At 67.6% G+C, this 24,421-nt stretch carries 20 protein-coding genes; 11 read left to right on the forward strand and 9 right to left on the reverse strand.

Features of this window, described 5'->3' with window-relative positions:
* The first annotated feature begins 58 nt into the window (after nt 1-58).
* From triA to ACTJJX_RS16330, 6 genes are all read left to right on the forward strand, one after another.
* Nucleotides 59-1,210 (forward strand): triclosan efflux RND transporter adaptor protein TriA, encoded by a 1,152-nt coding sequence (gene triA / locus ACTJJX_RS16305; protein ID WP_003118583.1) that lies wholly within the window; start codon nt 59-61, stop codon nt 1,208-1,210.
* Nucleotides 1,207-2,277 (forward strand): triclosan efflux RND transporter adaptor protein TriB, encoded by a 1,071-nt coding sequence (gene triB, locus ACTJJX_RS16310; protein ID WP_003161029.1) that lies wholly within the window; start codon nt 1,207-1,209, stop codon nt 2,275-2,277. The genes triA and triB overlap by 4 nt, the downstream gene beginning before the upstream one ends.
* A complete protein-coding gene (triC, locus tag ACTJJX_RS16315; RefSeq protein ID WP_003102199.1) occupies nt 2,274-5,321 on the forward strand; it encodes a triclosan efflux RND transporter permease subunit TriC in 3,048 nt (1,015 codons plus the stop codon). The genes triB and triC overlap by 4 nt, the downstream gene beginning before the upstream one ends.
* 198 nt (nt 5,322-5,519) lie before the next feature.
* Nucleotides 5,520-6,458: a LysR family transcriptional regulator gene (locus tag ACTJJX_RS16320; RefSeq protein ID WP_003121631.1), complete on the forward strand. Its 939-nt coding sequence runs from the start codon at nt 5,520-5,522 to the stop codon at nt 6,456-6,458.
* Nucleotides 6,459-6,573: 115 nt separating this feature from the next.
* A complete protein-coding gene (locus ACTJJX_RS16325; protein WP_003083879.1) occupies nt 6,574-6,759 on the forward strand; it encodes a hypothetical protein in 186 nt (61 codons plus the stop codon).
* 586 nt (nt 6,760-7,345) lie between these two features.
* On the forward strand, nt 7,346-8,680 hold the full coding sequence (locus tag ACTJJX_RS16330) for an OprD family porin (protein ID WP_003102204.1): 1,335 nt from the start codon (nt 7,346-7,348) through the stop codon (nt 8,678-8,680).
* A 28-nt stretch (nt 8,681-8,708) separates the two neighbouring features.
* Here the strand turns inward: ACTJJX_RS16330 and ACTJJX_RS16335 are convergent, their stop codons facing one another.
* On the reverse strand, nt 8,709-9,506 hold the full coding sequence (locus ACTJJX_RS16335) for an AraC family transcriptional regulator (protein WP_003083886.1): 798 nt from the start codon (nt 9,504-9,506) through the stop codon (nt 8,709-8,711).
* A 77-nt stretch (nt 9,507-9,583) separates the two neighbouring features.
* On the opposite strand from ACTJJX_RS16335, the gene ACTJJX_RS16340 reads away from it, so the two are divergent.
* The 5 genes from ACTJJX_RS16340 to ACTJJX_RS16360 all read left to right on the forward strand — a co-directional run bounded on the left by ACTJJX_RS16340 (nt 9,584) and on the right by ACTJJX_RS16360 (nt 15,710).
* Nucleotides 9,584-11,200, forward strand: coding sequence for a gamma-glutamyltransferase family protein (locus ACTJJX_RS16340; RefSeq protein WP_003102206.1), 1,617 nt, complete (start codon nt 9,584-9,586; stop codon nt 11,198-11,200).
* A 671-nt stretch (nt 11,201-11,871) separates the two neighbouring features.
* Nucleotides 11,872-12,708: an outer membrane protein OmpK gene (locus ACTJJX_RS16345; RefSeq protein ID WP_003102209.1), complete on the forward strand. Its 837-nt coding sequence runs from the start codon at nt 11,872-11,874 to the stop codon at nt 12,706-12,708.
* Nucleotides 12,709-12,949: 241 nt separating this feature from the next.
* The gene (locus ACTJJX_RS16350) at nt 12,950-14,356 is read left to right on the forward strand and encodes a uracil-xanthine permease family protein (protein WP_003102211.1); all 1,407 of its coding nucleotides are present in this window, start codon (nt 12,950-12,952) and stop codon (nt 14,354-14,356) included.
* A gap of 92 nt (nt 14,357-14,448) precedes the next feature.
* Nucleotides 14,449-15,114, forward strand: coding sequence for a TetR/AcrR family transcriptional regulator (locus tag ACTJJX_RS16355; RefSeq protein ID WP_003083903.1), 666 nt, complete (start codon nt 14,449-14,451; stop codon nt 15,112-15,114).
* Nucleotides 15,115-15,119: 5 nt separating this feature from the next.
* A complete protein-coding gene (locus ACTJJX_RS16360; RefSeq protein ID WP_003117224.1) occupies nt 15,120-15,710 on the forward strand; it encodes an IMPACT family protein in 591 nt (196 codons plus the stop codon).
* 6 nt (nt 15,711-15,716) lie between these two features.
* On the opposite strand, the gene siaD is transcribed toward ACTJJX_RS16360, so the two are convergent.
* The 8 genes from siaD to aer2 all read right to left on the reverse strand — a co-directional run bounded on the left by siaD (nt 15,717) and on the right by aer2 (nt 24,391).
* A complete protein-coding gene (siaD, locus tag ACTJJX_RS16365) occupies nt 15,717-16,544 on the reverse strand; it encodes a biofilm formation regulator diguanylate cyclase SiaD (RefSeq protein ID WP_003083910.1) in 828 nt (275 codons plus the stop codon).
* 6 nt (nt 16,545-16,550) lie between these two features.
* Entirely contained in the window at nt 16,551-16,931 is a 381-nt protein-coding gene (siaC, locus tag ACTJJX_RS16370; protein WP_003083913.1) for a biofilm formation regulator SiaD modulator protein SiaC, read from the reverse strand.
* A gap of 26 nt (nt 16,932-16,957) precedes the next feature.
* Nucleotides 16,958-17,500 carry a biofilm formation regulator kinase SiaB gene (siaB, locus tag ACTJJX_RS16375; protein WP_003083916.1) on the reverse strand — a complete coding sequence of 181 codons (543 nt, stop codon included), beginning with the start codon at nt 17,498-17,500 and terminating at the stop codon, nt 16,958-16,960.
* A gap of 8 nt (nt 17,501-17,508) precedes the next feature.
* Nucleotides 17,509-19,500, reverse strand: coding sequence for a biofilm regulation protein phosphatase SiaA (gene siaA / locus ACTJJX_RS16380; protein WP_003112649.1), 1,992 nt, complete (start codon nt 19,498-19,500; stop codon nt 17,509-17,511).
* Between the two features lie 262 nt (nt 19,501-19,762).
* A complete protein-coding gene (locus tag ACTJJX_RS16385; protein WP_016852324.1) occupies nt 19,763-20,812 on the reverse strand; it encodes a protein-glutamate methylesterase/protein-glutamine glutaminase in 1,050 nt (349 codons plus the stop codon).
* 19 nt (nt 20,813-20,831) lie between these two features.
* A complete protein-coding gene (gene cheD, locus ACTJJX_RS16390; RefSeq protein ID WP_016852325.1) occupies nt 20,832-21,434 on the reverse strand; it encodes a chemoreceptor glutamine deamidase CheD in 603 nt (200 codons plus the stop codon).
* 5 nt (nt 21,435-21,439) lie between these two features.
* Complete coding sequence (locus ACTJJX_RS16395; protein WP_003102222.1) at nt 21,440-22,282, reverse strand: CheR family methyltransferase; 843 nt, start codon at nt 22,280-22,282, stop codon at nt 21,440-21,442.
* A 69-nt stretch (nt 22,283-22,351) separates the two neighbouring features.
* Nucleotides 22,352-24,391: an aerotaxis transducer Aer2 gene (gene aer2 / locus ACTJJX_RS16400; RefSeq protein ID WP_003112650.1), complete on the reverse strand. Its 2,040-nt coding sequence runs from the start codon at nt 24,389-24,391 to the stop codon at nt 22,352-22,354.
* Nucleotides 24,392-24,421 lie beyond the last annotated feature (30 nt).

Below are 24,421 nucleotides of genomic sequence, written 5' to 3' on the forward strand. Positions count from 1 at the left end.
ATTCTGGGAGTTTCCGGCCGGATCGGCCGGTATCTGTATGGATCGCGAAGGGGAAGGCATGTCAGACGCCAGAGGCGCTTTTCATTCCAAAGGTCGCTGGTCGCGGATGGCGCTGCCCGCCATCCTGTGCGCCGGCCTGCTTGTCGGTTGCGGCGCCGAGCCGCCCGCCGAGGAACACGTCCGTGTGCTGGCGCAGACGGTGAAGATGGCCGAGTTCGCCTCGGCCACCTCGATCACCGGCGACATCCAGGCACGGGTACAGGCCGACCAGTCGTTCCGTGTCGGCGGCAAGATCGTCGAGCGCCTGGTCGATGTCGGCGACCACGTCGCGGCTGGCCAGGTGCTGGCGCGGCTCGACCCGCAGGACCAGCGCAGCAACGTGGAGAACGCCCAGGCGGCGGTCGCTGCGCAGCAGGCGCAGTCGAAGCTCGCCGACCTCAACTACCAGCGGCAGAAGGCGCTGCTGCCCAAGGGCTACACCAGCCAGAGCGAGTACGACCAGGCGCTGGCCTCGGTGCGCAGCGCGCAGAGTTCGCTGAAGGCCGCCCAGGCGCAGTTGGCCAACGCTCGCGACCTGCTTTCCTATACCGAGCTGCGTGCCTCCGACGCCGGGGTCATCACCGCCCGCCAGGCCGAGGTCGGCCAGGTGGTGCAGGCCACCGTGCCGATCTTCACCCTGGCCCGCGACGGCGAGCGCGACGCGGTGTTCAACGTCTACGAGTCGTTGTTCAGTCACGATGTCGACGGCCAGCGGATCACCGTCAGCCTGCTCGGCAAGCCGGAAGTCACCGCCAGCGGCAAGGTCCGCGAGATCACCCCGACGGTGGACGAGCGCAGCGGTACGCTGAAGGTCAAGGTCGGCCTCGACTCGGTGCCGGCGGAAATGAGCCTCGGCAGCGTGGTCAACGCCAGCGTCGCCGCGCCGGCCGAGCACAGCGTGGTGCTGCCCTGGTCGGCGCTGTCCAAGGTCGGCGAGCAGCCGGCGGTCTGGTTGCTCGACCAGCAAGGCAAGGCGCGTCTGCAACCGGTGCGGGTGGCACGCTACGCCAGCGAGAAGGTGGTCATCGACGGTGGCCTGGAGGCGGGCCAGACGGTGGTCACGGTGGGCGGTCAACTGCTCCATCCGGGCCAGGTGGTCGAGGTGGCCCAGCCGCCGCAGCCGACCCAGAGCACCGCCAGCCGCGACGCCGTGGGCGGAGGCCAGCCATGAAGCCGTTTTCCCTCGCCGGCCTGTTCGGCTTCGCCCTGCTCCTCTCCGGCTGCGGCGACGAGCCGCAGCCGGCACCGCCGCGGCCGGTGCTGACGGTGACCGTGAAGACCCTGAAGAACGACGACCTCGGTCGCTTCGCCGGGAGCATCCAGGCGCGCTACGAGAGCGTGCTCGGCTTCCGCACCAACGGACGGATCGCCTCGCGCCTGTTCGACGTCGGTGACTTCGTCGGCAAGGGCGCGCTGCTGGCGACCCTCGACCCCACCGACCAGCAGAACCAGTTGCGCGCCAGCCAGGGCGACCTGGCCAGCGCCGAGGCACAGTTGATCGACGCCCAGGCCAATGCCCGGCGCCAGGAAGAACTGTTCGCCCGCAGCGTCACCGCCCAGGCGCGCCTGGACGATGCGCGGACCCGCCTGAAGACCAGCCAGGCCAGCTTCGACCAGGCCAAAGCGGCGGTGCAGCAGGCCAGGGACCAGCTTTCCTACACGCGCCTGGTGACCGATTTCGACGGCGTCATCACCACCTGGCACGCCGAGGCCGGGCAAGTGGTCAGCGCCGGCCAGGCGGTGGTCACCCTGGCCCGGCCCGAAGTGCGCGAGGCGGTCTTCGACCTGCCCACCGAGGTCGCCGAGAGCCTGCCGGCCGACGCGCGCTTCCTGGTCAGCGCCCAGCTCGACCCGCAGGCCAGGACCACCGGCAGCATCCGCGAGCTGGGTCCGCAGGCCGACGCCTCGACCCGCACCCGTCGCGTGCGCCTGAGCCTGGCGCAGACGCCGGAGGCGTTTCGCCTCGGTTCGACCATCCAGGTCCAGCTGAGCAGCGCCGGTAGCGTGCGCAGCGTGCTGCCGGCCAGCGTGCTGCTGGAGCGCGACGGCAAGACCCAGGTCTGGGTCGTCGATGGGAAACAGTCCAGCGTGGCCCTGCGCGAGGTACAGGTGCTCAGCCGCGACGAACGCCAGGTGGTGATCGGACAGGGCCTGGCCGACGGCGACCGGGTGGTCCGCGCCGGAGTCAACAGCCTCAAGCCCGGCCAGAAGATCAAACTCGACGAGGATGCGCGATGAAGGGCGGTTTCAACCTGTCGGACTGGGCCCTGCGCCACCAGTCCCTGGTCTGGTACCTGATGGCGGTATCGCTGGTGATGGGCGTGTTCTCCTACCTCAACCTGGGGCGCGAGGAGGATCCCTCGTTCGCCATCAAGACCATGGTCATCCAGACCCGCTGGCCGGGCGCCACGGTGGACGACACCCTGGAGCAGGTCACCGACCGCATCGAGAAGAAGCTCGAGGAGCTGGACTCGCTGGATTACGTGAAGAGCTACACGCGACCCGGCGAATCGACGGTCTTCGTCTACCTCAAGGACACCACCAAGGCCGGCGACATCCCGGATATCTGGTACCAGGTGCGCAAGAAGATATCCGACATCCAGGGCGAATTCCCCCAGGGCATCCAGGGACCGGGTTTCAACGACGAGTTCGGCGACGTGTTCGGCAGCGTCTACGCCTTCACCGCCGACGGCCTGGACTTCCGCCAGCTGCGCGACTACGTGGAGAAGGTGCGCCTGGACATCCGCTCGGTGAAAGACCTGGGCAAGGTGCAGATGATCGGTGCGCAGAACGAGGTCATCTACCTCAACTTCTCTACCCGCAAGCTGGCCGCCCTCGGTCTCGACCAGCGCCAGGTCGTGCAGAGCCTGCAGGCGCAGAACGCGGTGACCCCGTCGGGCGTGGTCGAGGCCGGCCCCGAGCGCATCTCGGTGCGCACCTCCGGCAACTTCCGTTCGGAAAAGGACCTGCAGGCGGTCAACCTGCGGGTCAACGATCGTTTCTACCGGCTGTCCGACCTGGCCAGCATCAGCCGCGATTTCGTCGACCCGCCGACCTCGCTGTTCCGCTACAAGGGCGAGCCGGCCATCGGCCTGGCGGTGGCGATGAAGGAGGGCGGCAATATCCTCGAGTTCGGCGAGGCGCTCAATGCGCGCATGCAGGAGATCACCGGCGAACTGCCGGTTGGCGTCGGCGTGCACCAGGTGTCGAACCAGGCCCAGGTGGTGAAGAAGGCGGTCGGCGGTTTCACCCGGGCGCTGTTCGAGGCGGTGGTGATCGTCCTCATCGTCAGCTTCGTCAGCCTCGGCCTGCGCGCCGGGCTGGTGGTGGCCTGCTCGATCCCGCTGGTGCTGGCGATGGTCTTCGTGTTCATGGAATACACCGACATCACCATGCAGCGGGTTTCCCTCGGCGCGCTGATCATCGCCCTCGGCCTGCTGGTGGACGATGCCATGATCACCGTGGAGATGATGATCACGCGCCTCGAACTGGGCGACTCGCTACACGACTCGGCGACCTACGCCTACACCTCGACGGCCTTCCCGATGCTCACCGGGACCCTGGTGACGGTGGCCGGCTTCGTACCCATCGGGCTCAACGCCAGCTCCGCTGGCGAGTACACCTTCACCCTGTTCGCAGTGATCGCCGTGGCGCTGCTGCTGTCGTGGATCGTCGCGGTGCTGTTCGCCCCGGTGATCGCCGTGCACATCCTGCCGAAGACTCTCAAGCACAAGTCGGAGCAGAAGAAGGGCCGCATCGCCGAGCGTTTCGACAGCCTGCTGCACCTGGCGATGCGCCGGCGCTGGACGACCATCTTCCTCACCGCGCTGCTGTTCGGCGTGTCGCTGTTCCTGATGAAGTTCGTCCAGCACCAGTTCTTCCCGTCTTCCGACCGTCCGGAACTGCTGGTCGACCTCAACCTGCCGCAGAACAGCAGCATCCACGAGACCAGGGCGGTGATGGACCGCCTGGAAGCGACGCTGAAGGACGACGAGGACATCGACCACTGGAGCGCCTACGTCGGCGAAGGCGCGATCCGCTTCTACCTGCCGCTGGACCAGCAGTTGCAGAACAACTTCTATGGCCAACTGGTGATCGTCACCAAGGACCTAGAGGCCCGCGAGCGCGTCGCCGCACGCCTGCGCGATCGCTTGCGCAAGGACTACGTCGGCATCAGCACCTACGTGCAGCCGCTGGAGATGGGGCCGCCGGTGGGACGGCCGATCCAGTACCGGGTCAGCGGACCGCAGATCGACAAGGTCCGCGAGTACGCCATGGGCCTGGCCGGCGTGCTCGACGGCAACCCGAACATCGGCGATATCGTCTACGACTGGAACGAGCCCGGGAAGATGCTCAAGATCGACATCGCCCAGGACAAGGCGCGCCAGCTCGGGCTTTCCTCCGAGGACGTGGCGCAGATCATGAACAGCGTGGTGACCGGCAGCGCGGTGACCCAGGTGCGCGACGACATCTACCTGGTGAACGTCATCGGCCGCGCCGAGGATAGCGAGCGCGGCTCGCTGGAGACCCTGGAGAGCCTGCAGATCGTCACGCCCAGCGGCACCTCGATCCCGCTCAAGGCGTTCGCCAAGGTCAGCTACGAGCTGGAGCAGCCGCTGGTGTGGCGCCGCGACCGCAAGCCGACGATCACGGTGAAGGCGTCGCTGCGCGGCGAGATCCAGCCCACCGACCTGGTCGCCCGGCTGGCGCCGGAGGTCAAGCGCTTCGCCGACGGCCTGCCGGCGAACTACCGGATCGAAGTGGGCGGCACGGTGGAGGAGAGCGGCAAGGCCGAGGGCCCGATCGCCAAGGTGGTGCCGCTGATGCTGTTCCTCATGGCGACCTTCCTGATGATCCAGTTGCAGAGCGTGCAGAAGCTGTTCCTGGTGGCCAGCGTCGCGCCGCTGGGGCTGATCGGGGTGGTCGCGGCGTTGCTGCCGACCGGCACGCCGATGGGCTTCGTGGCGATCCTCGGGATTCTCGCGCTGATCGGCATCATCATCCGCAACTCGGTGATCCTGGTGACCCAGATCGATGCCTTCGAGAAAGACGGCAAGACGCCCTGGGAAGCCGTGCTGGAAGCCACCCACCACCGCACCCGGCCGATCCTGCTGACGGCGGCGGCGGCCAGCCTGGGGATGATCCCCATCGCCCGCGAAGTGTTCTGGGGGCCGATGGCCTATGCGATGATCGGCGGCATCGTCGCCGCCACGCTGCTCACGCTGATCTTCCTGCCGGCGCTGTACGTCGCCTGGTACCGGATTCCGGAACCGGGACGCTGAGCGCGGCGTAAGGGGAAGGGGGCGCCGCCGTAGCAGAGTCTGTGCGGGGGGAAGGAGAGCGGACGGCGGGTGGGCCATCCGCCCCGACGCCGGGCAGGGTATGCCCGGCGTTGCTACGGCGACGGCGGCCAGTATAGGCAGCCCGGCGTCAGGGAAAATCCGACCAATTTACGAATCTGTTTTGCAACCGAGGTAATAGTGGACACATTGCAAGGCATGCGCGTGTTCGCCAGGGTGGTGGACAGCGGCAGCTTCACTTCCGCCGCCCAGGCCCTGGACCTGTCCACCGCGCAGGTATCGCGGCTGATCTCCGACCTGGAGGCGCACCTGCAGACGCGCCTGCTGCACCGCACCACCCGGCGCCTGGCCCTGACCGAAGCCGGCGAGCGTTACCTGGAACGGTGCCGCGGGATCCTCGAGGACATCGAGGTCGCCGAGGCCGAAGCCGCCGGCGCGCACATCCGCCCCTGCGGCCGCTTGCGCGTGCAGTCGCTGATGGGCATGGGCCAGCATCACCTGGTGCCGATGATCGCCCGCTACGGCGCACTGTTCCCCGACGTGGTGATCGAGCTGACCCTGTCCCAGCGCAACCCGGACATGCTCGAGGAAGGCCAGGACGTGCTGATCACCGGCGAGCGCCAGTTGCCCGACTCGGAGTTCGTCGCCCAGCGCCTGGGCAGCATCCACAGCGTGCTCTGCGCCAGTCCCGGCTACCTGCAGCAGCACGGCGTGCCACGCTCGGTGGACGACCTGGAGCGCCACGTCTGCCTGCGCCTGCAGGACCCGGCCTACCCGGAGGGCTGGATTTTCGCCGACGAGCAGGGCGAGCGCACCGTCAGCCCGCAGAACACCTTCATGGTCAATGTCGCCGAGGTCATGGCCCAGGCGGCCAAGGCCGACCTCGGCATCGCCCTGCTGCCCAGCTACGTGGCGGCCGCGGCGCTGCGCAACGGCGAGCTGCTACGGGTGTTGCCCGGCCATGCCATGCACCAGCGGACCATCTATGCGCTGTATCCCTCGCGGCGTTACCTGGACGCGAAGATCCGCACCTGGGTCGATCTGTTGCAACAGGAACTTCCCCAGGCATTCGCCCGCGACGAAACTACCATGCAAAGTTCAAGTTACTGGGCACAGTGAAGGATTGTTGTTATTGAGGTAATACTCTCTCGTCTGTTTGGCTATTTTTCCGAGCATGGCGGTTAACTAATATGGCGCCTGTCCCAAGTGAACAGGGTGTCATCGGAGACCCGCCATGAATCGCCAGATCCTTGCTGCCGCCATACTCAGTTTGTTTTCCCTCGCATTTTCCCAGGCCGGTTTCGCCGAAGAGTCCTCGCTGATGACCAACCGCATGGTCGACGCCAACCAGCAGGCCATCGAGCACCAGCAGGAACTTTCCGCCTCCGCCGCGCAGGCCGGGGCCCGCAGCGACTCCTGATCTAGCGCATGGCGCCAGCCGCGCCATGGCTTCCCCCGGGTACTCGGGAAGCGTGAGCCTGGGTACCCTGTCCTTGCGCCGCATATGATATGCGGCGTTTTTTTTGCCTTCCTGACCGTTCGGACAATTCTTGCAGAATATGTAAAAGACTTTCGTTGGATATCGGGTTTTTCCGATAGAGGCAAAAAAATATAATCGCGCCAGCTCAATGGATAATTGTCGCTGGCTGTCGACGATATTCGTTCTGTCTTCATCGATCTCGCCATGCAAGAGCGGGACGTGGAAAGCCTAAAGCCCGATGAGTCGAAGAGACTTTCAATAGAAGAGTCCGACTGCGTTCCAGCCGGTTTCCAGTGTCCGGAAATACACTGGCAAGACTTCCCGACGCCGAACTTTGATTGCTCCTATTCGACGTCTTCTCAAGGCCGCTGATACCAGCGGCCTTTTTTTTCGGGTTGCGCCCGGCTGGGCGCCCCATGGGAGCGATCGCCCGCGCGACGCCAGCAGAAGCGTCGCCGGGAACGACACCACAACACGCTTTCCGGCCTTGCCGGATTTCACCACGCTGTAAGAAGGAGCAACCGCAATGAGGAATCTGTTCGCCTTGACGCCGATGGCGCTGGCGCTGTGCACCGCGTCCGCCGCCTGGGCCGATGAGGGGGAAGCCAAAGAAGGCTTCATCGAAGGCTCCAGCCTCCAATTGCTGACCCGCAACTACTACTTCAACCATGACCGCCGGCACGCTTCCGGGCACGACAGCAAGGAATGGGCGCAAGGCTTCATCGCCACCTTTCAGTCCGGCTACACGCCCGGCGTGGTCGGCTTCGGCGTCGACGCCTACGGCATGCTCGGGCTGAAGCTCGACGGCGGCGGCGGTACCGGCGGCACCAGCATCCTGCCGATCACCGCGCCGAGCAAGGAAGGCTACGAATCCGGCAAGGCGCCCGATGAGTTCTCCAGTGGCGGGGCGGCGTTGAAGATCCGCGCCTTCGACACCGAGCTGAAGCTGGGCGACCAGTTCCTCAGCAACCCGGTGGTCGCCGGCGGCGAGTCGCGCATGCTGCCGCAGACCTTCCGCGGTGTGAGCCTGACCAACAACAGTTTCGAGGACCTGACCCTCACGGCTGGCCAGGTCAGTTTCACCAAGTACTACAACCAGAGTGGCCACCGTCGCCTCGGCTCGTACTACGGCGAACTGCCGGGCGACCGCGACAGCCATCATCTCAGCTGGCTGGGCGGCACCTGGGGCGGCATCGAGGGCTTCACCAGCAGCCTGTACGCCGCCGAACTGCAGAACGTCTGGAAGCAGTACTACGCCGACGTCGACTACACCTACGAGATCGACGACAACTGGTCGCTGAACCCCGGCGCGCACTACTACAAGACCGTCGACAGCGGCGACTCGTTGCTCGGCCGGATCGACAACAACACCTACAGCCTGCATTTCGCGGTCGGCTACAGGCAGCACACCGTCACCGCGGTGCTGCAGAAGGTCAACGGCAACACGCCGTTCGACTACATCAACCAGGGCGACAGCATCTTCCTCGACAACTCGCAGCAGTATTCCGACTTCAACGGTCCCAACGAGAAGTCCTGGAAGCTGCAATACGACTACGACTTCGTCGCCCTCGGCCTACCCGGCCTGAGCGCCTCGGCCTCGTACTCGCGCGGCAAGCTGGACCTGACCCGGGTCGATCCGGACAGCCCCGGCTACGGCGGCTGGTACAGCGCCGACGGCAAGAACGCCAAGCACTGGGAACGCGACCTCGACCTGCAGTACGTGGTTCAGGGCGGTCCGGCCAAGGACCTCTCGCTGCGCCTGCGCTGGGCCACCCACCGCGGCACCGGCGGCTACAGCGCGGTGGACAACGACATCGACGAATACCGGGTGATCGTCGACTATCCCATCGACGTGTTCTGAGCCCCGCGCGCTGGGCCCTTCGCCGGGCTCAGCGCTGGCGGAACAGTTCGCCGGGAGTGAAGCCGAAGAGTCCCTTGAAGGCGGCGATGTAGGCCGAGGTCGAGTCGTAGCCGCTGTCCAGGGCGGCGCCGGTGACGCTGTCGCCGGCCTCCAGCGCGTTGAGCGAGGCGAGCAGGCGCTGGCGTTGGCGCCAGAGCCGGTAGTTCATCCCGGTCTCGCGCTGGAACAGGCGCGACAGGGTCTTTTCCGAGGTGCCCAGGCGCTGCGCCCAGTCGCCCATGGTCAGGCTCTGGGTCGGTTCGTCGATCAGTGCCTGGCACAGCCGCAGCAGGCGCGGCTCGCGCGGCATCGGCAGGGAGAAGGCGACCTCCGGCAGCAGCCGCAACTGGTCCAGCAGCACCTGCACCAGCCGCGATTCGGCGCTGTCGCCCTCCGGGTAGTCCACCGGCAACTCGCAGAAACTCTTGATCAGCTCGCGCGCCAGCGGCGTCACCTCCAGCACCCGGCAACGCGTCGGCGCCCAGGCGCAGGCGTCGCCACGGATGTACAGGCTGCGCATCTCGGCGCGGGTGGAGGTGACCACCTCGTGTTCCAGCTGCGCCGGAATCCAGATCGCCCGCTGCGGCGGGGCGAAGAAGCTGCCCTCGGCGGTATGTACGCCGAGCACGCCGCTGATGGCGTAGGAAAGCTGTACCCAGGCGTGCCGGTGGCGCGAGGTCCAGGAGCCGGCGCGCAGGCTTTCGGCGCGCGCGTAGACCGGCCGTGGCAGGCGGGCGAGGGTGGGAATCGGGCGGTGCAGTTCCGCAGGCTGTCCGTTCATCGTCATGACTTGGCGTCGTGTCGCTAGTCGGCAGAGTCTGGCAGGGCTAACCTGCCGCCTCAAGTTTCCCGGAGCCCACGCCGATGCTCGACTTCTCCGCCCACGCGCTTCCCTACGCCTCGCAACGTTCGCCGGTCCATGCCCGCCGCGGCATGGTCGCCACCTCGCAGCCGCAGGCGGCGCAGGTCGGGCTGGAGATATTGCGCCGTGGCGGCAATGCCATCGACGCGGCGATCGCCACCGCCGCCGCGCTGACGGTGGTCGAGCCGACCGGCTGCGGGATTGGCGGCGATGCCTTCGCCCTGGTCTGGACCCGCGGACGCCTGCACGGCCTGGACGCCAGCGGGCGCGCGCCGGGCCTGCTCGATCGCGAGCGGGTGCGCGCCGCCGGCCACGAGCGGATGCCGCTGTACGGCTGGACGCCGGTCACCGTGCCGGGCTGTCCGGCGGCCTGGGGCGAACTGTCGCGGCGCTTCGGCAAATTGCCGTTCGAACAACTGCTGCGGCCGGCGATCGAGCTGGCTCGCGATGGCTTTCCGGTCTCGCCGGTGATCGCCCGCCTGTGGCAGAGCGGCCTGGACAAGTTCCGCGCGGCGTTGCCGCAGCGGCCCGAGCTGCGGGCCTGGTTCGACGAGTTCCTCATCGACGGCCGGGCGCCGCGCGCCGGCGAGGTGTTCCGCCAGCCGGGCCAGGCCGACACCCTGGACGAGCTGGCGCGCAGCCAGTGCGAAAGCTTCTATCGCGGCGAGCTGGCCAGGGCCATCGTCGGCCACGCCGAGCGCAGCGGCGGCTACCTGCGCGCGGAGGACCTGGCCGGCTACCAGGCGAAGTGGGTCGAACCGATCTCGCTGAACTACCGTGGCTATGACGTCTGGGAGATTCCGCCGAGCGGCCAGGGCCTGATCGCCCTGATGACCCTGAACATCCTCAAGGGCTTCGAATTCGGCGAGCGCGACTGCGCGCGGACCTGGCATCGCCAACTGGAGGCGATGAAGCTGGCGTACGTCGACGGGCTGCACTACATCAGCCAGCCGCAGTCGATGCGGGTCTCGGTCGAGGAACTGCTGCACGAGGACTACGCCGCCAGCCGCCGTGCGCTGATCGGCGAGCGCGCGCTCGATCCCAGCCCCGGCCAGCCGAGGCCGGGCGGCACGGTGTACCTGGCCTGTGGCGACGAGGAGGGCAACCTGGTCTCGTTCATCCAGAGCAACTACCACGGCTTCGGCTCCGGCGTGGTGGTGCCCGGCACCGGCATCGCCTTGCAGAACCGCGGCGCCGAGTTCAGCCTCGATCCGGACCACGTGAATTGCCTGGAGCCGGGCAAGCAGACCTTCCACACCATCATTCCCGGTTTCCTCAGCAAGGACGGCGTGCCGCTCGGCCCGTTCGGCGTGATGGGCGCCTATATGCAGCCGCAGGGCCACGTGCAGATGGTGATGAACCTGGTGGACTTCGGCCTCAACCCCCAGGCTGCCCTCGACGCGCCGCGCTGGCAGTGGCTGGGCGGGCTGCGCGTCGGCATCGAACATGCCGCGCCGCGCGCGCTGGCGGCGGAGCTGGCGCAGCGTGGGCACCAGGTGGAGATCGCCTACGACTCGACCAGCTACGGGCGCGGCCAGATCGTCCTGCGCGACCCGGCCAGCGGCGTGCTCTGTGGCGGCACCGAGCCGCGCACCGATTCGCAGATCGCGGTGTGGTGAGGGGACCCATGTGGGTGAGGCGGGGAGACCTGTCCGGCGTATAATGCCCAAGGCGTATCCACCCTGCGGATGACGAAGCAAGAAGACCCGGCAGGCATAGGCTGCCAGGCGACCCGTACTCGAGCGCGCTCCGCTACGCAACATCGAGAGCGCCTTCTGGATGTCATGCCACCGGAGTCTCCCAGGCCCTGGCGAATTTACGTCCGGGCGTCCTGAAACCCGACGAAAAACCCCATTCGGGGATGAATTCCGCCCGCCGTCTCTGGCATCATCCGCGCCGCTTCTCGCCCGAACGCCGGGGCGGTAATGTGTAGAAAGACCACGCACTGTTTTGTGTACAAAAGTCTGCTGATTCTTTTTGTCACAAATCGTTTTTGTGTATCCAGTTTTCTTCGCGCTGCCAACCCAAAGTCGAGCACGCCTCTCCCGACCACGCACCAGTGCAAGGCAAAAACTGTCCTTGGGGTCAGGTTTTTGCCGTCGTAGAGAGGTTGGAGGCATTTCGCCGCCTTTGTCCAAAACACTGAAAAAACAGGCGTTCCCTTCGCCGCAGGAAACCCGGCGAAGCGCCCGCGCCGTCTTGGCTTCGTTCTTGCTATCCATGGCGAGGCCTGACCGCTCGGACAGGTTCGCCCACTAGAAGAAAAGCTATTCACTCCAGGAGCGTTTCAATGAGCCGCACACTCGCCACCGTGATGCTAGCCGGGGGGCTACTGGCCGCAGGCCAGGCTGTCGCCGAAGACCATGACATGACGCCGACCCACGAGACCGACTCGGGGCCGCTGCTCTGGCACAACGAGAGCCTGACCTACCTCTACGGCAAGAACTTCAAGATCAACCCGCCGATCCAGCAGACCTTCACCCTGGAACATGCCAGCGGCTGGACCTGGGGCGACCTGTTCATCTTCTTCGACCAGATCAACTACAACGGCAAGGAAGACGCCAGCAACGGCAAGAACACCTACTACGGCGAGATCACTCCGCGCCTGAGCTTCGGCAAGCTCACCGGAGCGGACCTCTCCTTCGGCCCGGTGAAGGACGTGCTGCTGGCCGGCACCTACGAGTTCGGCGAAGGCGACACCGAGGCCTACCTGCTCGGCCCGGGCTTCGACCTGGCGATCCCCGGCTTCGACTACTTCCAGCTCAACTTCTACTACCGCAAGCCCGACGGCAACCGCGTGCGCGCCGGCGCCTGGCAGATCACCCCGGTGTGGTCCTACACCATTCCGGTGGGCAACTCCGACATCCTCATCGACGGCTACATGGACTGGGTGATCAACAACAAGAGCGCCAGCACCAGCCGCCGCAACCAGAGCGACTATCACGCCAACCTGCACTTCAACCCACAGGTCAAGTACGACCTGGGCAAGGCCCTCGGCTACGAGCCTAAGCACCTGTACGTGGGCCTGGAGTACGACTACTGGTCCGACAAGTACGGTGTGAAGGACTCGCAGTACTTCACCACCGACCAGAACACCGCCAGCTTCCTGGTCAAGTACCACTTCTGAGTCCGTCGCGCGGGGCTACCGGCCGGGCCCCGCCAGCGCGCCCCGTCATTGCGCGCCGTGCATCGGCACGGTGCGCGACGGTCGCCTTCGTCGTCCTTGCGTTTGCCTCCCGTTGTTCGCTCGACCCACGCCGGGCGCGCCCTGCAGCCTGAGCGGCAGGAATAAGCTGATCACCTGGACAGCTTTTTGCAGAAGCCGTGCAACCTCCTCCTGTCCGAGGAGCGCCACTTGAGACGGCCCGATGCATAGCGAAGACCAACGCCCCAACGACCTCATCTACGGCCTCGACGACCGGCCGCGCCCGCTTCCCGCCTTCCTTGCCGCGCTACAGCACGTGCTGGCCAGCTTCGTCGGCATCGTCACTCCGCCGCTGGTGATCGGCTCGCTGCTCGGCCTCGGCGAGCACCTGCCGTACCTGATCAGCATGGCGCTGATGGTTTCCGGCGCCGGCACCCTGATCCAGGCGCGCCGGCCGTTCGGCATCGGCGCCGGGATGATCTGCCTGCAAGGCACCAGCTTCGCCTTCCTCGGCGCCGTGCTGGCCGCCGGGATGCTGGTGAAGCAGCGCGGCGGCGGTCCCGAGGAGATCCTCGCGATGATCTTCGGCGTGTGCTTCTTCGGCGCCTTCGTGCAGATCGTCCTCAGTCGTTTCCTCGGCCATCTTCGCCGGGTGATCACGCCGCTGGTCACCGGCATCGTCATCACCCTGATCGGCGTCAGCCTGATCAAGGTCGGCATCACCGACCTCGGCGGCGGAGCCGGGGCCACGGACTTCGGCGCACCGGCCAATCTCGCGCTGGGCGCGCTGGTGCTGCTGAGCATCGTCCTGCTGAACCGCTCGCGCCTGCCCTGGCTGCGCCTGGCCGCCATCGTCATCGGCCTGGCGCTGGGTACCCTGGCGGCCTGGGCGACCGGCCTGTTCGTTCCGCGGGCGTTGCCCGAGCTGCCGCTGGTCAGCCTGCCGCAGCCGTTCCGCTTCGGCTTCGCCTTCGACTGGATGGCCTTCCTGCCGGTGGCGCTGATCTACCTGATCAGCAGCATCGAGACAGTCGGCGATCTGACCGCCAACTGCATGCTCTCGCGGCAGCCCCTGGAGGGACCGGCGTACCTGCAGCGGTTGCGCGGCGGGGTGCTCGGCGACGGCGTCAGTTGCCTGCTGGCAGCCACCTTCAGCGCCTTCCCGAACACCACCTTCGCGCAGAACAACGGGGTGATCCAGCTCACTGGGGTGGCCAGCCGGCACGTCGGGATCTATATCGGCGGCGTGTTGCTGGCGCTCGGCCTGTTCCCCTGGGTCGGCGCGATCCTCCAGCAGATCCCCAAGCCGGTGCTCGGTGGCGCCACCCTGGTGATGTTCGGCAGCGTCGCCGCCGCCGGCATCCGCATTCTCGGCCAGACCGCAATGGACCGCCGCAGCGTGCTGATCATCGCCGCCTCGTTCGGCGTCGGCCTCGGCGTGGCCGCGCAGCCGACCCTGCTCGACCAGATGCCGGCGGTGGTGAAGACCCTGTTCGACTCGGCGATCACCAGCGGCGGCATCACCGCCATCCTGCTCAACCTGCTGCTGCCCGAGGAGCGCGTTGCCGAAGCGGCGCAGGCCAGCGCGAAGGGCGGCGCCCTGGCGCGCTGGCGCAAGCCGCTGGGTTGATACGGGCGTTTGCAAATTTTTCCGCGCCTGGCTTGTGTCCCGCGGCCGGGCTGGGGTATCAACGCGGGGATCACGCCGATGGAAACCTGCGCATGACCCTGACAGTGCCCGCCCACGACCCGGCCGCCCGCGACAAGCCGGCCGGGCGCATCCGCCAGAAGAACGAGGAGGCGATCCTCGCCGCGGCCGAGGAGGAGTTCGCCCGCCACGGCTTCAAGGGCACCAGCATGAACACCATCGCGCAGAACGTCGGCCTGCCCAAGGCCAACCTGCACTACTACTTCGGCAACAAGCTGGGCCTCTACACGGCGGTGCTGAGCAACATCCTCGAACTCTGGGACAGTACCTTCAACACCCTCGGCGTCGACGACGATCCGGCCGAGGCGCTGGCCCGCTACATCCGCGCCAAGATGGAGTTCTCCCGCCGCTACCCGCTGGCCTCGCGGATCTTCGCCATGGAGATCATCAGCGGCGGCGAGTGCCTCACCGCGCATTTCAACCAGGACTACCGCAGCTGGTTCCGCGGCCGCGCCGCGGTATTCGAGGCCTGGATCGCCGCCGGCCGGATGGACCCGGTGGATCCCGTGCACCTGATCTTCCTGCTCTGGGGCAGCACCCAGCACTACGCCGACTTCGCCAGCCAGATCGGCCTGGTCACCGGCCGCAAGCGCATGTCCAGGCAGGACTTCGCCGCCGCCGCCGACAACCTGGTGCGGATCATCCTCAAGGGCTGCGGACTGACCCCGCCGGCGGCCTGAACGCGATGCCGAGCACCCTGCAAGGCCTCGCCGAATACCGCGAGGAAATCCGCAAGAGCCGCTTCCACACCATCGCCGCGCCGGTGGCCGACGAGGACGAGGCGCAGGCGTTCATCGCCGCCCACCGCGACGCTTCCGCCGGACACAACTGCTGGGCCTGGAAGTGCGGCGCGCAGTACCGCTTCAGCGACGACGGCGAACCCGGCGGCAGCGCCGGGCGGCCGATCCTGGCGGCCATCGAGGGACAGGACATGGACTGCGTGGCGGTGCTGGTCAGCCGCTGGTTCGGTGGCATCAAGCTCGGCACCGGCGGCCTCGCCCGCGCCTATGGCGGCGGCGCGGCCAAGTGCCTGCAGCAGGCGCCGCGCAGCGAGCTGGTCGAGCGCTGTCGGGTGCGCTTCGCCTGTGCCTTCGCCGACCACGCGCTGCTCAAGGCGCGCAGCCTGGCGCTGGGCGCCAGCGTGGCGGCCGAAGACTACGGCGCCGACGGCGTCGTCCTGACCCTGGAGTTGCCGGTGGCGCGCTTCGAGGCGCTTCAGGCGCTGCTGGTGGACCTCAGCCGAGGCCAGGTGCGGCTGCAGCGGCTGGACGCCTGAGGAGGCTCAGCGCGCTGGAGCCGGGCGGGAAGGGGCAGGAAGCGGCGGGAGCGCGGCGAACACGCATTTGTCGCGGCCGCTGCGCTTGGCGTCGAGCAGTGCGGCGTCGGCGCGATTGACGGTCTGCGAATAGGTTTCGCCGATGCGGTGTTCGGTAACGCCGACGCTGGCGGTGACGCTCAGCGCCTCGGTGCCGACGCGTACCGCCAGGGTCCGTACGCTGTCGCGCACCCGCTCGAGTACCGGGCCGGCGTCCTGCAGGCGGGTCTGTGGCAGCAGCAGGAGGAATTCCTCGCCGCCCCAGCGGCCGCAGAGGTCGTATTCGCGTAGCTCGGACTCCATGGCCCGGGCGATTTCCACCAGCACCCGGTCACCGCTGTCGTGGCCCCAGGTATCGTTGACCTGCTTGAAGAAGTCCACATCGAGCATTGCCAGCACGTAGCTCTGGCCGTGGCGCTGGGAGCGTTCGTTCTCCTCCCTGAGGCGCTCCAGCAGCATGCGTCGGTTGGGCAGGCCGGTCAGCGGGTCGCGGATCGAGGCTTCCTTCAGCGCCAGGTTGAGGTCGCGCATCATCTGCTGGTAGCGGTCGGAGATCCGCGCCACCTTTTCCAGGCGCCGCAGCTGCTTGTGGTAGCGCTCGGACAGCGACAGGTTCTGCTCCCGCGCCATCGACTGGAAACCGTCGGAGATCCGGGCGATGCGCTCCAGCCGCACCAGTTGCTCCAGCGATTGCTGGCGCAGGCGGGCCAGCGCCTGGTGCAGCGGATGCCCGTGGAACTGCGGATCGGCCAGCAGGCCGTCGATCCAGGCGTCCAGTTCGCGTTCGCGGCTCATCGTCGGCTACTCGTCGTGGGCCTGGATGGCGAAGGGGAAGCTGCAGTCCTCGCGGAACTCCTCGGCCAGCTCGGCGACCCGTTCGTTGCGCCGGTCGTAGTGCCAGCGCAGGCTGACCGGGCGACCGCCCTGGTGGGCCTCTTCGAGCAGGTCGAGGATGTCCATCATGGCCTTGATCGAACTGGTGTTCAGGTACAGCAGGCGCAGGTCCAGTTCCAGCGGCCGCTGCCCGTCGGCGAGGAAGCGCTCGACCCAGTCGATCACCTGGCCGAACAGTTCATAGGAGTTTTCCGGGTAGGAATCGCCTTGCATGGACAGGCGTCCGGCCTGCCAGTCGCCCTGGATGGCGGGCGTGGACTGGGTGCCGGGTATGTGCAGGTCACTCATGATGGTGTTCTTCCTAAAACACGGGGTCAGATCACGGCGCGCAGGCTGAAGAAGGCGCGCCCGTCGGGCTGTTCCTTCAGCGATGCGGCCAGTGGTTCGCTGGACTTGCGGGCGATGTCCAGCAGGCCGAGACCGGCTCCGCTGGCGCAGCCGCTGTCGCGCGGGCGGCGTAGCTGCTCCTTGTAGGCGGCCTTGAGGGCGGCCTTGTCGAGGTTGGCGATGGCCTGGATGCTGCGCACCAGGCTCTGGCCGTCGTCGCGTTCCACCAGGTTGCCGGCGGACACCACGTAGTGGCCGTCCTCGTTGCGGGCGATGGCTACCGTGGCCGCCGCCTCGTGTTCGCCGTAGCCCTTGAGATTGGCGTAGTGGCGGATGTTCTGGGTCATCTCGATGTACACCGCGAAGACGTCCATCGCTTCGCTCGGCTTGGCCTGTTCGGCGTGCAGGTAGTTGCGCAGCGCGTGGCCTATCTCCTCGATCAGGCTGCGCGAGATCGGTCCGTTGAAGCAGAGCAGGATGCGTTGGCGAGTGTAGCTTTCACGCATGGCCAGCAGGTCTAGCGTTTCCATGGGTGCCCCTAGTCGAATCGGAAGGACAGGATGGTGATGTCGTCGCGTTGCGGGTGCTCGCCCTGGTACTCGGCGAGCGTCGCCACGAAGGCCTCGGCCTGCTCGGGGAGCGGCTGCCGCGCGTGGTCGCGGAGCATGTCGGCGAAGCGCCGGCTGCCGAAGCCGAAGCCGTGTTCGCCGCCGGCCTGGTCGAGGAAACCGTCGGTGCTCAGGTAGAAGGTCCAGCCCGGCGCCAGCGGTACCTCGATGTTGCGGTAGTCGCCACGGCGCTTGTCGCCGATCGCCCGGCGCGCGCCCTTTAGTTCCTGGACCTCCTCGCCGTCGCTGGCGTACAGCGAGATCTTCGCCCCGGCGAAGGCCAGCTGGCGGCGCCGGCGGTCGACCCAGACCAGCCCGGCATCCATGTTGGTGGCCAGCGCCTGGGGGATCTGCTCCTGGCTGAGCATGCTGCGCATCGCCTGGTCGGTCTCGCCGAGGATCGCCGCCGGGTCGCGGCTGCCCACCGCCTCGATGGCGTGGTCGATGGCGGCGCGGGCGAGCATGGTCATCAGCGCGCCGGGCACGCCGTGACCGGCGCAGTCGACCACGCCGATCAGGTAGCCGTCGGCCTGCTCGCGGTACACGTAGAAGTCGCCGCCGACCACGTCGCGCGGTTTCCACAGGATGAAGTGATGCTCGCCGAGGGTGGCGCTGAGCTGGCGGTCGGGGAGGATCGCGCGCTGGATCAGGCTGGCATAGTCGAGGCTGTCGCCGATCTTCTTCTGCGCGGCGGCCATCTCGCGGTTGGCTTCCTCCAGCGCCTGGGTGCGCTCCTGGACCTTGTCTTCCAGCTCGGCGGTGTGCCGGCGGACCTGGTCGGCCATGCTGGCGAAGGCCTTCGACAGCGAGCCGATCTCGTCCTGGCGCGCCAGCGGCAGCGGCGTGTCGTAGCGCCCGGCGGCGATCGCCTTGGCCGAGCGCTTGAGGCTGCGCAGGGGGCGCAACAGCAGGCGCTCGACGGCATAGGCGAAGCCCAGCAGCAGGGCCACCAGCAACAGCAGGAACGTGCCCGCCAGCGGCCAAAGCCAGCGGTTGTCGAGGACCTGGGCGGCGTGCAGGTCGACGGCGGTGAGCACGTACCAGCGCAGTTGGGGAATGTAGGCCACGGCGAAGAGTTGCTGGCGGCCGTCGAGGCCGGCCCACAGGCAGTGCACCGAGCCGGCCTTGGCGCGGGCCAGGCGCATGGCCTCGCGCAGGGCGTCGCGCTGTTCCGGCTGGTCGAGCAGGTCGAACACCCGGTGGCGTTCGCTGGCGCCGCCGGCGGCGGAGCTGTAGGCGATCAGGCGGCGGTCCGGGTGGGCCTGGATGGCGCCGTCGTCGCCGACGATCATCGGCGTCACGCCCGGCTCGCGGGCGATGATGAAGTCGTCGAGGAAGCCGCTCAGGTCCAGGCCGCTGCCGGCCAGGCCGATGGGCCGGCCCTGGTCGCGGATCACCAGGTTGAACCAGACCTTGGTCAGGTTCAGCTTGCTGTCGACATTGACGTTGATGTTGTAGGCGGCGCTGTTGCGCAGGGTATTGAAGTACCAGGCGTCTTCCGGGTCGCCGGCCTCCAGGGTGTAGCGCGGCCGTTCGCTGTAGGGTTGGCGGCCGTCGTTGAAGTAGTAGTGGTGGGAGCCGCTGGCGATGATGAAGTAGGCGTGGTCGCGGAAGTCGCCGCGGTAGCCCTCGGCCTCGCGGAAGAACAGCGCGCGGCGCGCCGGGTCGTCTTCCTTCAGCAGCCAGTCGCGGGTCACCACCGATTCGGCGAAACGGCGCGACAACGCCAGTTCGCGGGAGACCGGGGCGAGGATCTTCTGCCGGTGCAGCAGGGTGAAGTTCTTCGCGTAGGCCAGGCCGAAGTGCGTACGGATGTCGTCCATCGCGCGCCAGCCCAGCAGCACCGCCGGGACCAGTGCCAGGGCACAGGCCAGCAACAGCGCCACCACCGATTTGCCGCGCAACCCCCAGTTCGCCGCCATGGCTATCCCTATCAGTTTCTCGCCCGGCCCGCGGCCGAAATCATGGATCGAAAGCGTGTGTCGAACTTTTGGCGAAAGGGCCAATTGTGCAGATGTGCATTATTTCAGGCAACGTAATTTGGTTTTATTTCGCCATTAATTTGACGCCACAATGATGGCGAGCAGGCAAAGGCCCGTGGTTCGGGCCTGTCGTCGGCGGGATCTCGGCGGGGGAGGTTGCGGGGGGCGGCGAAAAAGCGCAGCGGGCCGGCCAGGATCCCGCTCAGAGGCGGTTGCCGCTGCCGCGCCGGGCGGCTTGCTGGAGCAGCGCGGCGGCGATCCGTTCGAGCGGCAGCACGTCTTCCGCGGCGCCCAGTTCCACCGCTTCGCGGGGCATGCCGTAGACCACGCAGGTAGCCTCGTCCTGGGCCAGGGTGTAGCCGCCGGCCTGGCGGATCGCCAGGAGCCCGCGCGCGCCGTCCTTGCCCATGCCGGTGAGCAGCCCGGCGAGCAGGTTGCGCCCGGCGCAGCGAGCCAGCGACTCGAACATCACGTCCACTGCCGGGCGGTGGCCGTTGACCTGCGCCTGGCGGTTCAAACGCACCACGTAGTTGGCGCCGGAGCGCTGCACCTCCATGTGGTGGTCGCCCGGCGCGACCAGGGCGTGGCCGGGCAGTATGCGGTCGCCGTCGCGCGCTTCGCTGACGCTGAGCCGGGTCAGGCGATCCAGGCGCTCGGCGAAGCTGCGGGTGAAGCCGGGAGGCATGTGCTGGGTGATGACCACCCCGGGACTGTGCGCCGGCAGGCCGAGCAGCACTTCCTTGAGCGCCTCGGTGCCGCCGGTGGAGGCGCCGAGGGCGATGATCTTCTCGGTGCTGAGCAGCGGCGCCGTGCTTTCCGGCGGCGCCGGCGCGTCCGCCGCACGGCGGCGCAGGCGGGCGCGGGCGACGGTCTTGAGCTTGGCGCGGATTTCCTCGGCATAGGCCTGCATGCCTTCGGCGATGCCCAGCCGGGGCTTGGCGATGAAGTCCACCGCGCCCAGTTCCAGCGCGCGCAGGGTGGCTTCGGAACCGCGCTCGGTGAGCGAGGAGATCATCAGCACCGGGGTCGGCCGCGCCTTCATCAGCTTGTCGAGGAAGGTCAGGCCGTCCATTCGCGGCATTTCCACGTCGAGGCTGATCACGTCCGGCGCGTGCTGCTTGATCAGGTCGCGGGCGACGAAGGCGTCCGGCGCGCAGCCGACCAGGCGCAGCTCCGGGTCGGCCTGGATGATCTCCTTGAGCAGGCTGCGGATCAGGGCGGAATCGTCGACGACCAGGACACTGATGGGCATGGCGGGCTCTCCCGGAGAGTCAGAACAGGTCGATGGGGCCGCCGTCCGCGTTGCGGTCGATACGGCGGCGGTAGTCGCGTTCACGCTGCAGCACGGTGTCGTTCTTCAGCTCCACCAGGGACTTCACCAGGACCCGGCCACTGCGCGGGAAGAAGTAGATCTTGCGCGGGAAGGCCTCCAGCACGTCGCTGGCGAGCAGCGGGATACGCTCGGTGGCCAGGTAGTCGAGGGTGAACTCGACGTTGCGCTGGCCGATGGCGGCGCTGATCTGGCGCAGTACCGAGCCGCCGCCGAAGACCTTGGCCTGCAGGCGCTCGCGGCTGGCGCCGAGGGCCAGCATGCGGTTGATCAGCAGTTCCATGGCGTGGCTGCCGTAGCGCGCCGACGGCGAGGCCGGGTCGCCGCCGAGGCCGCGCTCGGGGAGCATGAAGTGGTTCATCCCGGCGATGCCGTTGAGCGGGTCGCGCAGGCACACCGAGACGCAGGAGCCGAGCACGGTGACGATCACCAGGTCTTCGCCGCTGGCGAAGTATTCGCCGGGCAAAAGCTTCACCGCATCGCAGGCGAAGTACGGATCGTAGTAGCGGTTCAGCGGCGCGCCTTCCCGGGCCTGGAGATTCATCGCGATCAGGCCGGGCTGTAGACGGTCTGGCCGACGGAGCGCACCAGGTGGCTGGCGTGGACGAAGTTCTCCGAATGCCCGGCGAAGAACAGGCCCTCCGGCCGCAGCAGGGCCACCATGCGTTCCAGCAGGCGGGTCTGGGTCGGCTTGTCGAAGTAGATCATCACGTTGCGGCAGAAGATCGCGTCGAGTTCCCCGGCGATCGACCAGTCTGCCTCCAGCAGGTTGATCTGGCGGAACTCCACCAGTTGCCGCAGTTCCTCCACCACCCGCGCCTTGCCGGCGTTGGGCCCGGTGCCGCGGAGGAAGAAGCGTTTCTTCAGCGGCGCCGGCATCTGCTCCAGGCGCTCCAGCGGATAGACGCCCTGGCGGGCGCAGTCGAGCACCCCGGTATCGATGTCCGAGGCGACGATCTTCACCGGCGGATCGAAGCTGCCCAGCGCCTCCACCAGGGTGATGGCGATCGAATAGGGTTCCTCGCCGGTACTCGCCGCCGCCGACCAGATGCGCAGCGGGCGATGCCGCTGCAACTGGCGGCGGGCGAGGTCGGCGAGCAGGGGGAAGTGGTGGCGTTCGCGGAAGAATGCGGTGAGGTTGGTGGTCAGCGCGTTGACGAACAACTGCTGCTCGCCCGGCTCGCGGTCGAGGTGGGTGAAATATTCGGCGAAGCTCCCGAGCCGCAGCAGGCGCAGGCGCCGCGAGAGGCGGCTATAGACCAGTTGCGCCTTGCTCTCGGCCAGGCTGATGCCGGTCAGTCGGTAGAGCCGCTCGCGTACTTGCTGGAAGTCCTCGCGGGTGTAGTGGAACTCCTGGTTGCCGAACACCGGCGAAGGCGTGGAGGTGGGCATTGGCGTCGGGTTTCCCTGGTCGACCCTAAGGGCTTGCCGCCCTCCGCCTGGCGGAGGCGCGGCGTGGTCTCAGAACTCTTCCCAGCCGTCTTCCTTGCGCGCCTTGCTGGCCCGCGCCATGCCGCTGCGGGCCAGCGGCGCCGGCGCGCTGGGGCGTGGCGCGGACGGCCGCGCGCTGGCGAGCTGGACCACGCTCGGCGGAGTGTCCAGCCTGAACACCGCCACCGACTGGTTGAGCAGGCCCGCCTGCTCCTGCATGGCCTCGGCCGCGGCCGCGGCTTCCTCCACCAGCGCGGCGTTCTGCTGGGTCATGTCGTCCATCTGCGAGACCGCGCTGTTCACCTCTTCGATGCCGGTGCTCTGCTCGGCGGAGGCGGCGGCGATCTCCGACATGATGTCGGTGACCCGGCGGATCGCCACCACGATGTCGCTCATGGTCTGTCCGGCCTGGGCCACCAGGGTGTTGCCGTTCTCCACCTTGTCCACCGAGTCGGAGATCAGCGTCTTGATCTCCTTGGCCGCGGCGGCGGAGCGCTGGGCGAGGGTGCGCACTTCCCCGGCGACCACCGCGAAGCCGCGGCCCTGCTCGCCGGCGCGGGCTGCCTCGACCGCGGCGTTGAGGGCGAGGATGTTGGTCTGGAAGGCGATGCCGTCGATCACCCCGATGATGTCGGCGATCTTGCGCGCCGACTCGTTGATCGAGGACATGGTGCTGACCACCTTCTGCACCACGGTGCCGCCCTGGGTCGCCACTTCCGAGGCATTGGCCGCCAGCGAGTTGGCCTGGCGGGCATTCTCGGCGTTGAGCTTCACCGTGCTGGTCAGTTCTTCCATGCTCGAGGCGGTTTCCTCCAGGCTCGACGCCTGCTGCTCGGTGCGCGCCGACAGTTCGGCGTTGCCGCTGGCGATCTCGCTGGCGGCGGTGTTGATGGTGTCGGCGGCCTCGCGAATCTGCCCGAGCATCCGCGACAGGCTTTGTGCGGTGTCGTTGGAGAAATCCTTGAGCTGGCCGAAGGTGCCCTGGTAGTCGGCCTCGATGCGCTGGGTGAGGTCGCCCTGGGCCAGCGCCCCGAGCATCCGCGAGACGTCGCGCAAGCCGCGGTCGGCGGTATCCACCAGGCTGTTCAGGTCCTTCGCCAGCCTGAGGAAGAAGCCTTCCTTGCCGGCCTCCTCGACGCGCTTGCTGAAGTCGCCGGCGGCCGCCGCCTGCACCAGTTGCGAGACTTCCTGCTCGGCGCGGTGTTCCTCGGTGCGGTCGGTCCATTGCACGGCGGAGCCGAGGCGTTCGTTGGCGTCGTTGAACACTGGCACCACATCGAGGGAGAAGCGCCGGCCGCCGAGGTTGAGCTCGGCCTTGTGCACGCCGGTGAGGTTGGCCAGCAGGTGCCGCTGGTGCGCCGGATTCTTGTGGAACACGTCGATGTTGGCGCCCATCAGGCGGCCGGCGTCGAAGTTCGGCAACTGCTTGCGGATATCCGCTTCGGCGCGACCGAGCATCTCGCTGACGGTGCGGTTCATGTAGATGATGTTGAGGTCGTTGTCGGCGATCATCACGTTGGCCGAGACGTTGTCCAGCGCGCTCTTGATCCGCGCGTTGTAGGCCGCCGTGGCCAGTTGCGCCGAGGTCGCCTCGGCGGCCCCGCGCAGGCGTTCGCGAACGCCGTCGATGGCTTCGGTGATCTGCGCCTTCTTGCCCGGCAGGCGGTCCATCAGCGGCTCGAAGTTGCCCTGGCCGTAGGCGGTGACCACGCTGACCACCTTCATCTTCACCGCGATGTGCGCGGCCACCAGTTCGTTGACGCCCTTGGCGATGCGCGCCGCGCGACCTTCCAGGCGTTCGGCGGGAATCGTCTGGTCGATCCAGCCGGCTTCGTGCTGGCGGCTCATCTCCGCCAGCCCCGCCTCCAGGCTTTCCACCTGCTGGAGTTCGGCGCGTTGTTCGCGCAGTTGCCGCTGCAGCGCCCGCAGGCTGTCGTAGAGACGCTCGTAGCCGGGCGCCGGGGCCTCGCCGACGGCGGTGTCGAGTTGGCCGTCGGCGAACGACTGGAGGAGCGTGGCGATCCGGTCGGCGCGTTGCTGCGCCACCGCATGTGCATTGAACAGACCCATTTCGATATCCCCTGCCTATCCCTCGTTGGC

The sequence above is a fragment of the Pseudomonas sp. 22490 genome, from assembly GCF_052044465.1.
Taxonomy (GTDB): domain Bacteria; phylum Pseudomonadota; class Gammaproteobacteria; order Pseudomonadales; family Pseudomonadaceae; genus Pseudomonas; species Pseudomonas aeruginosa.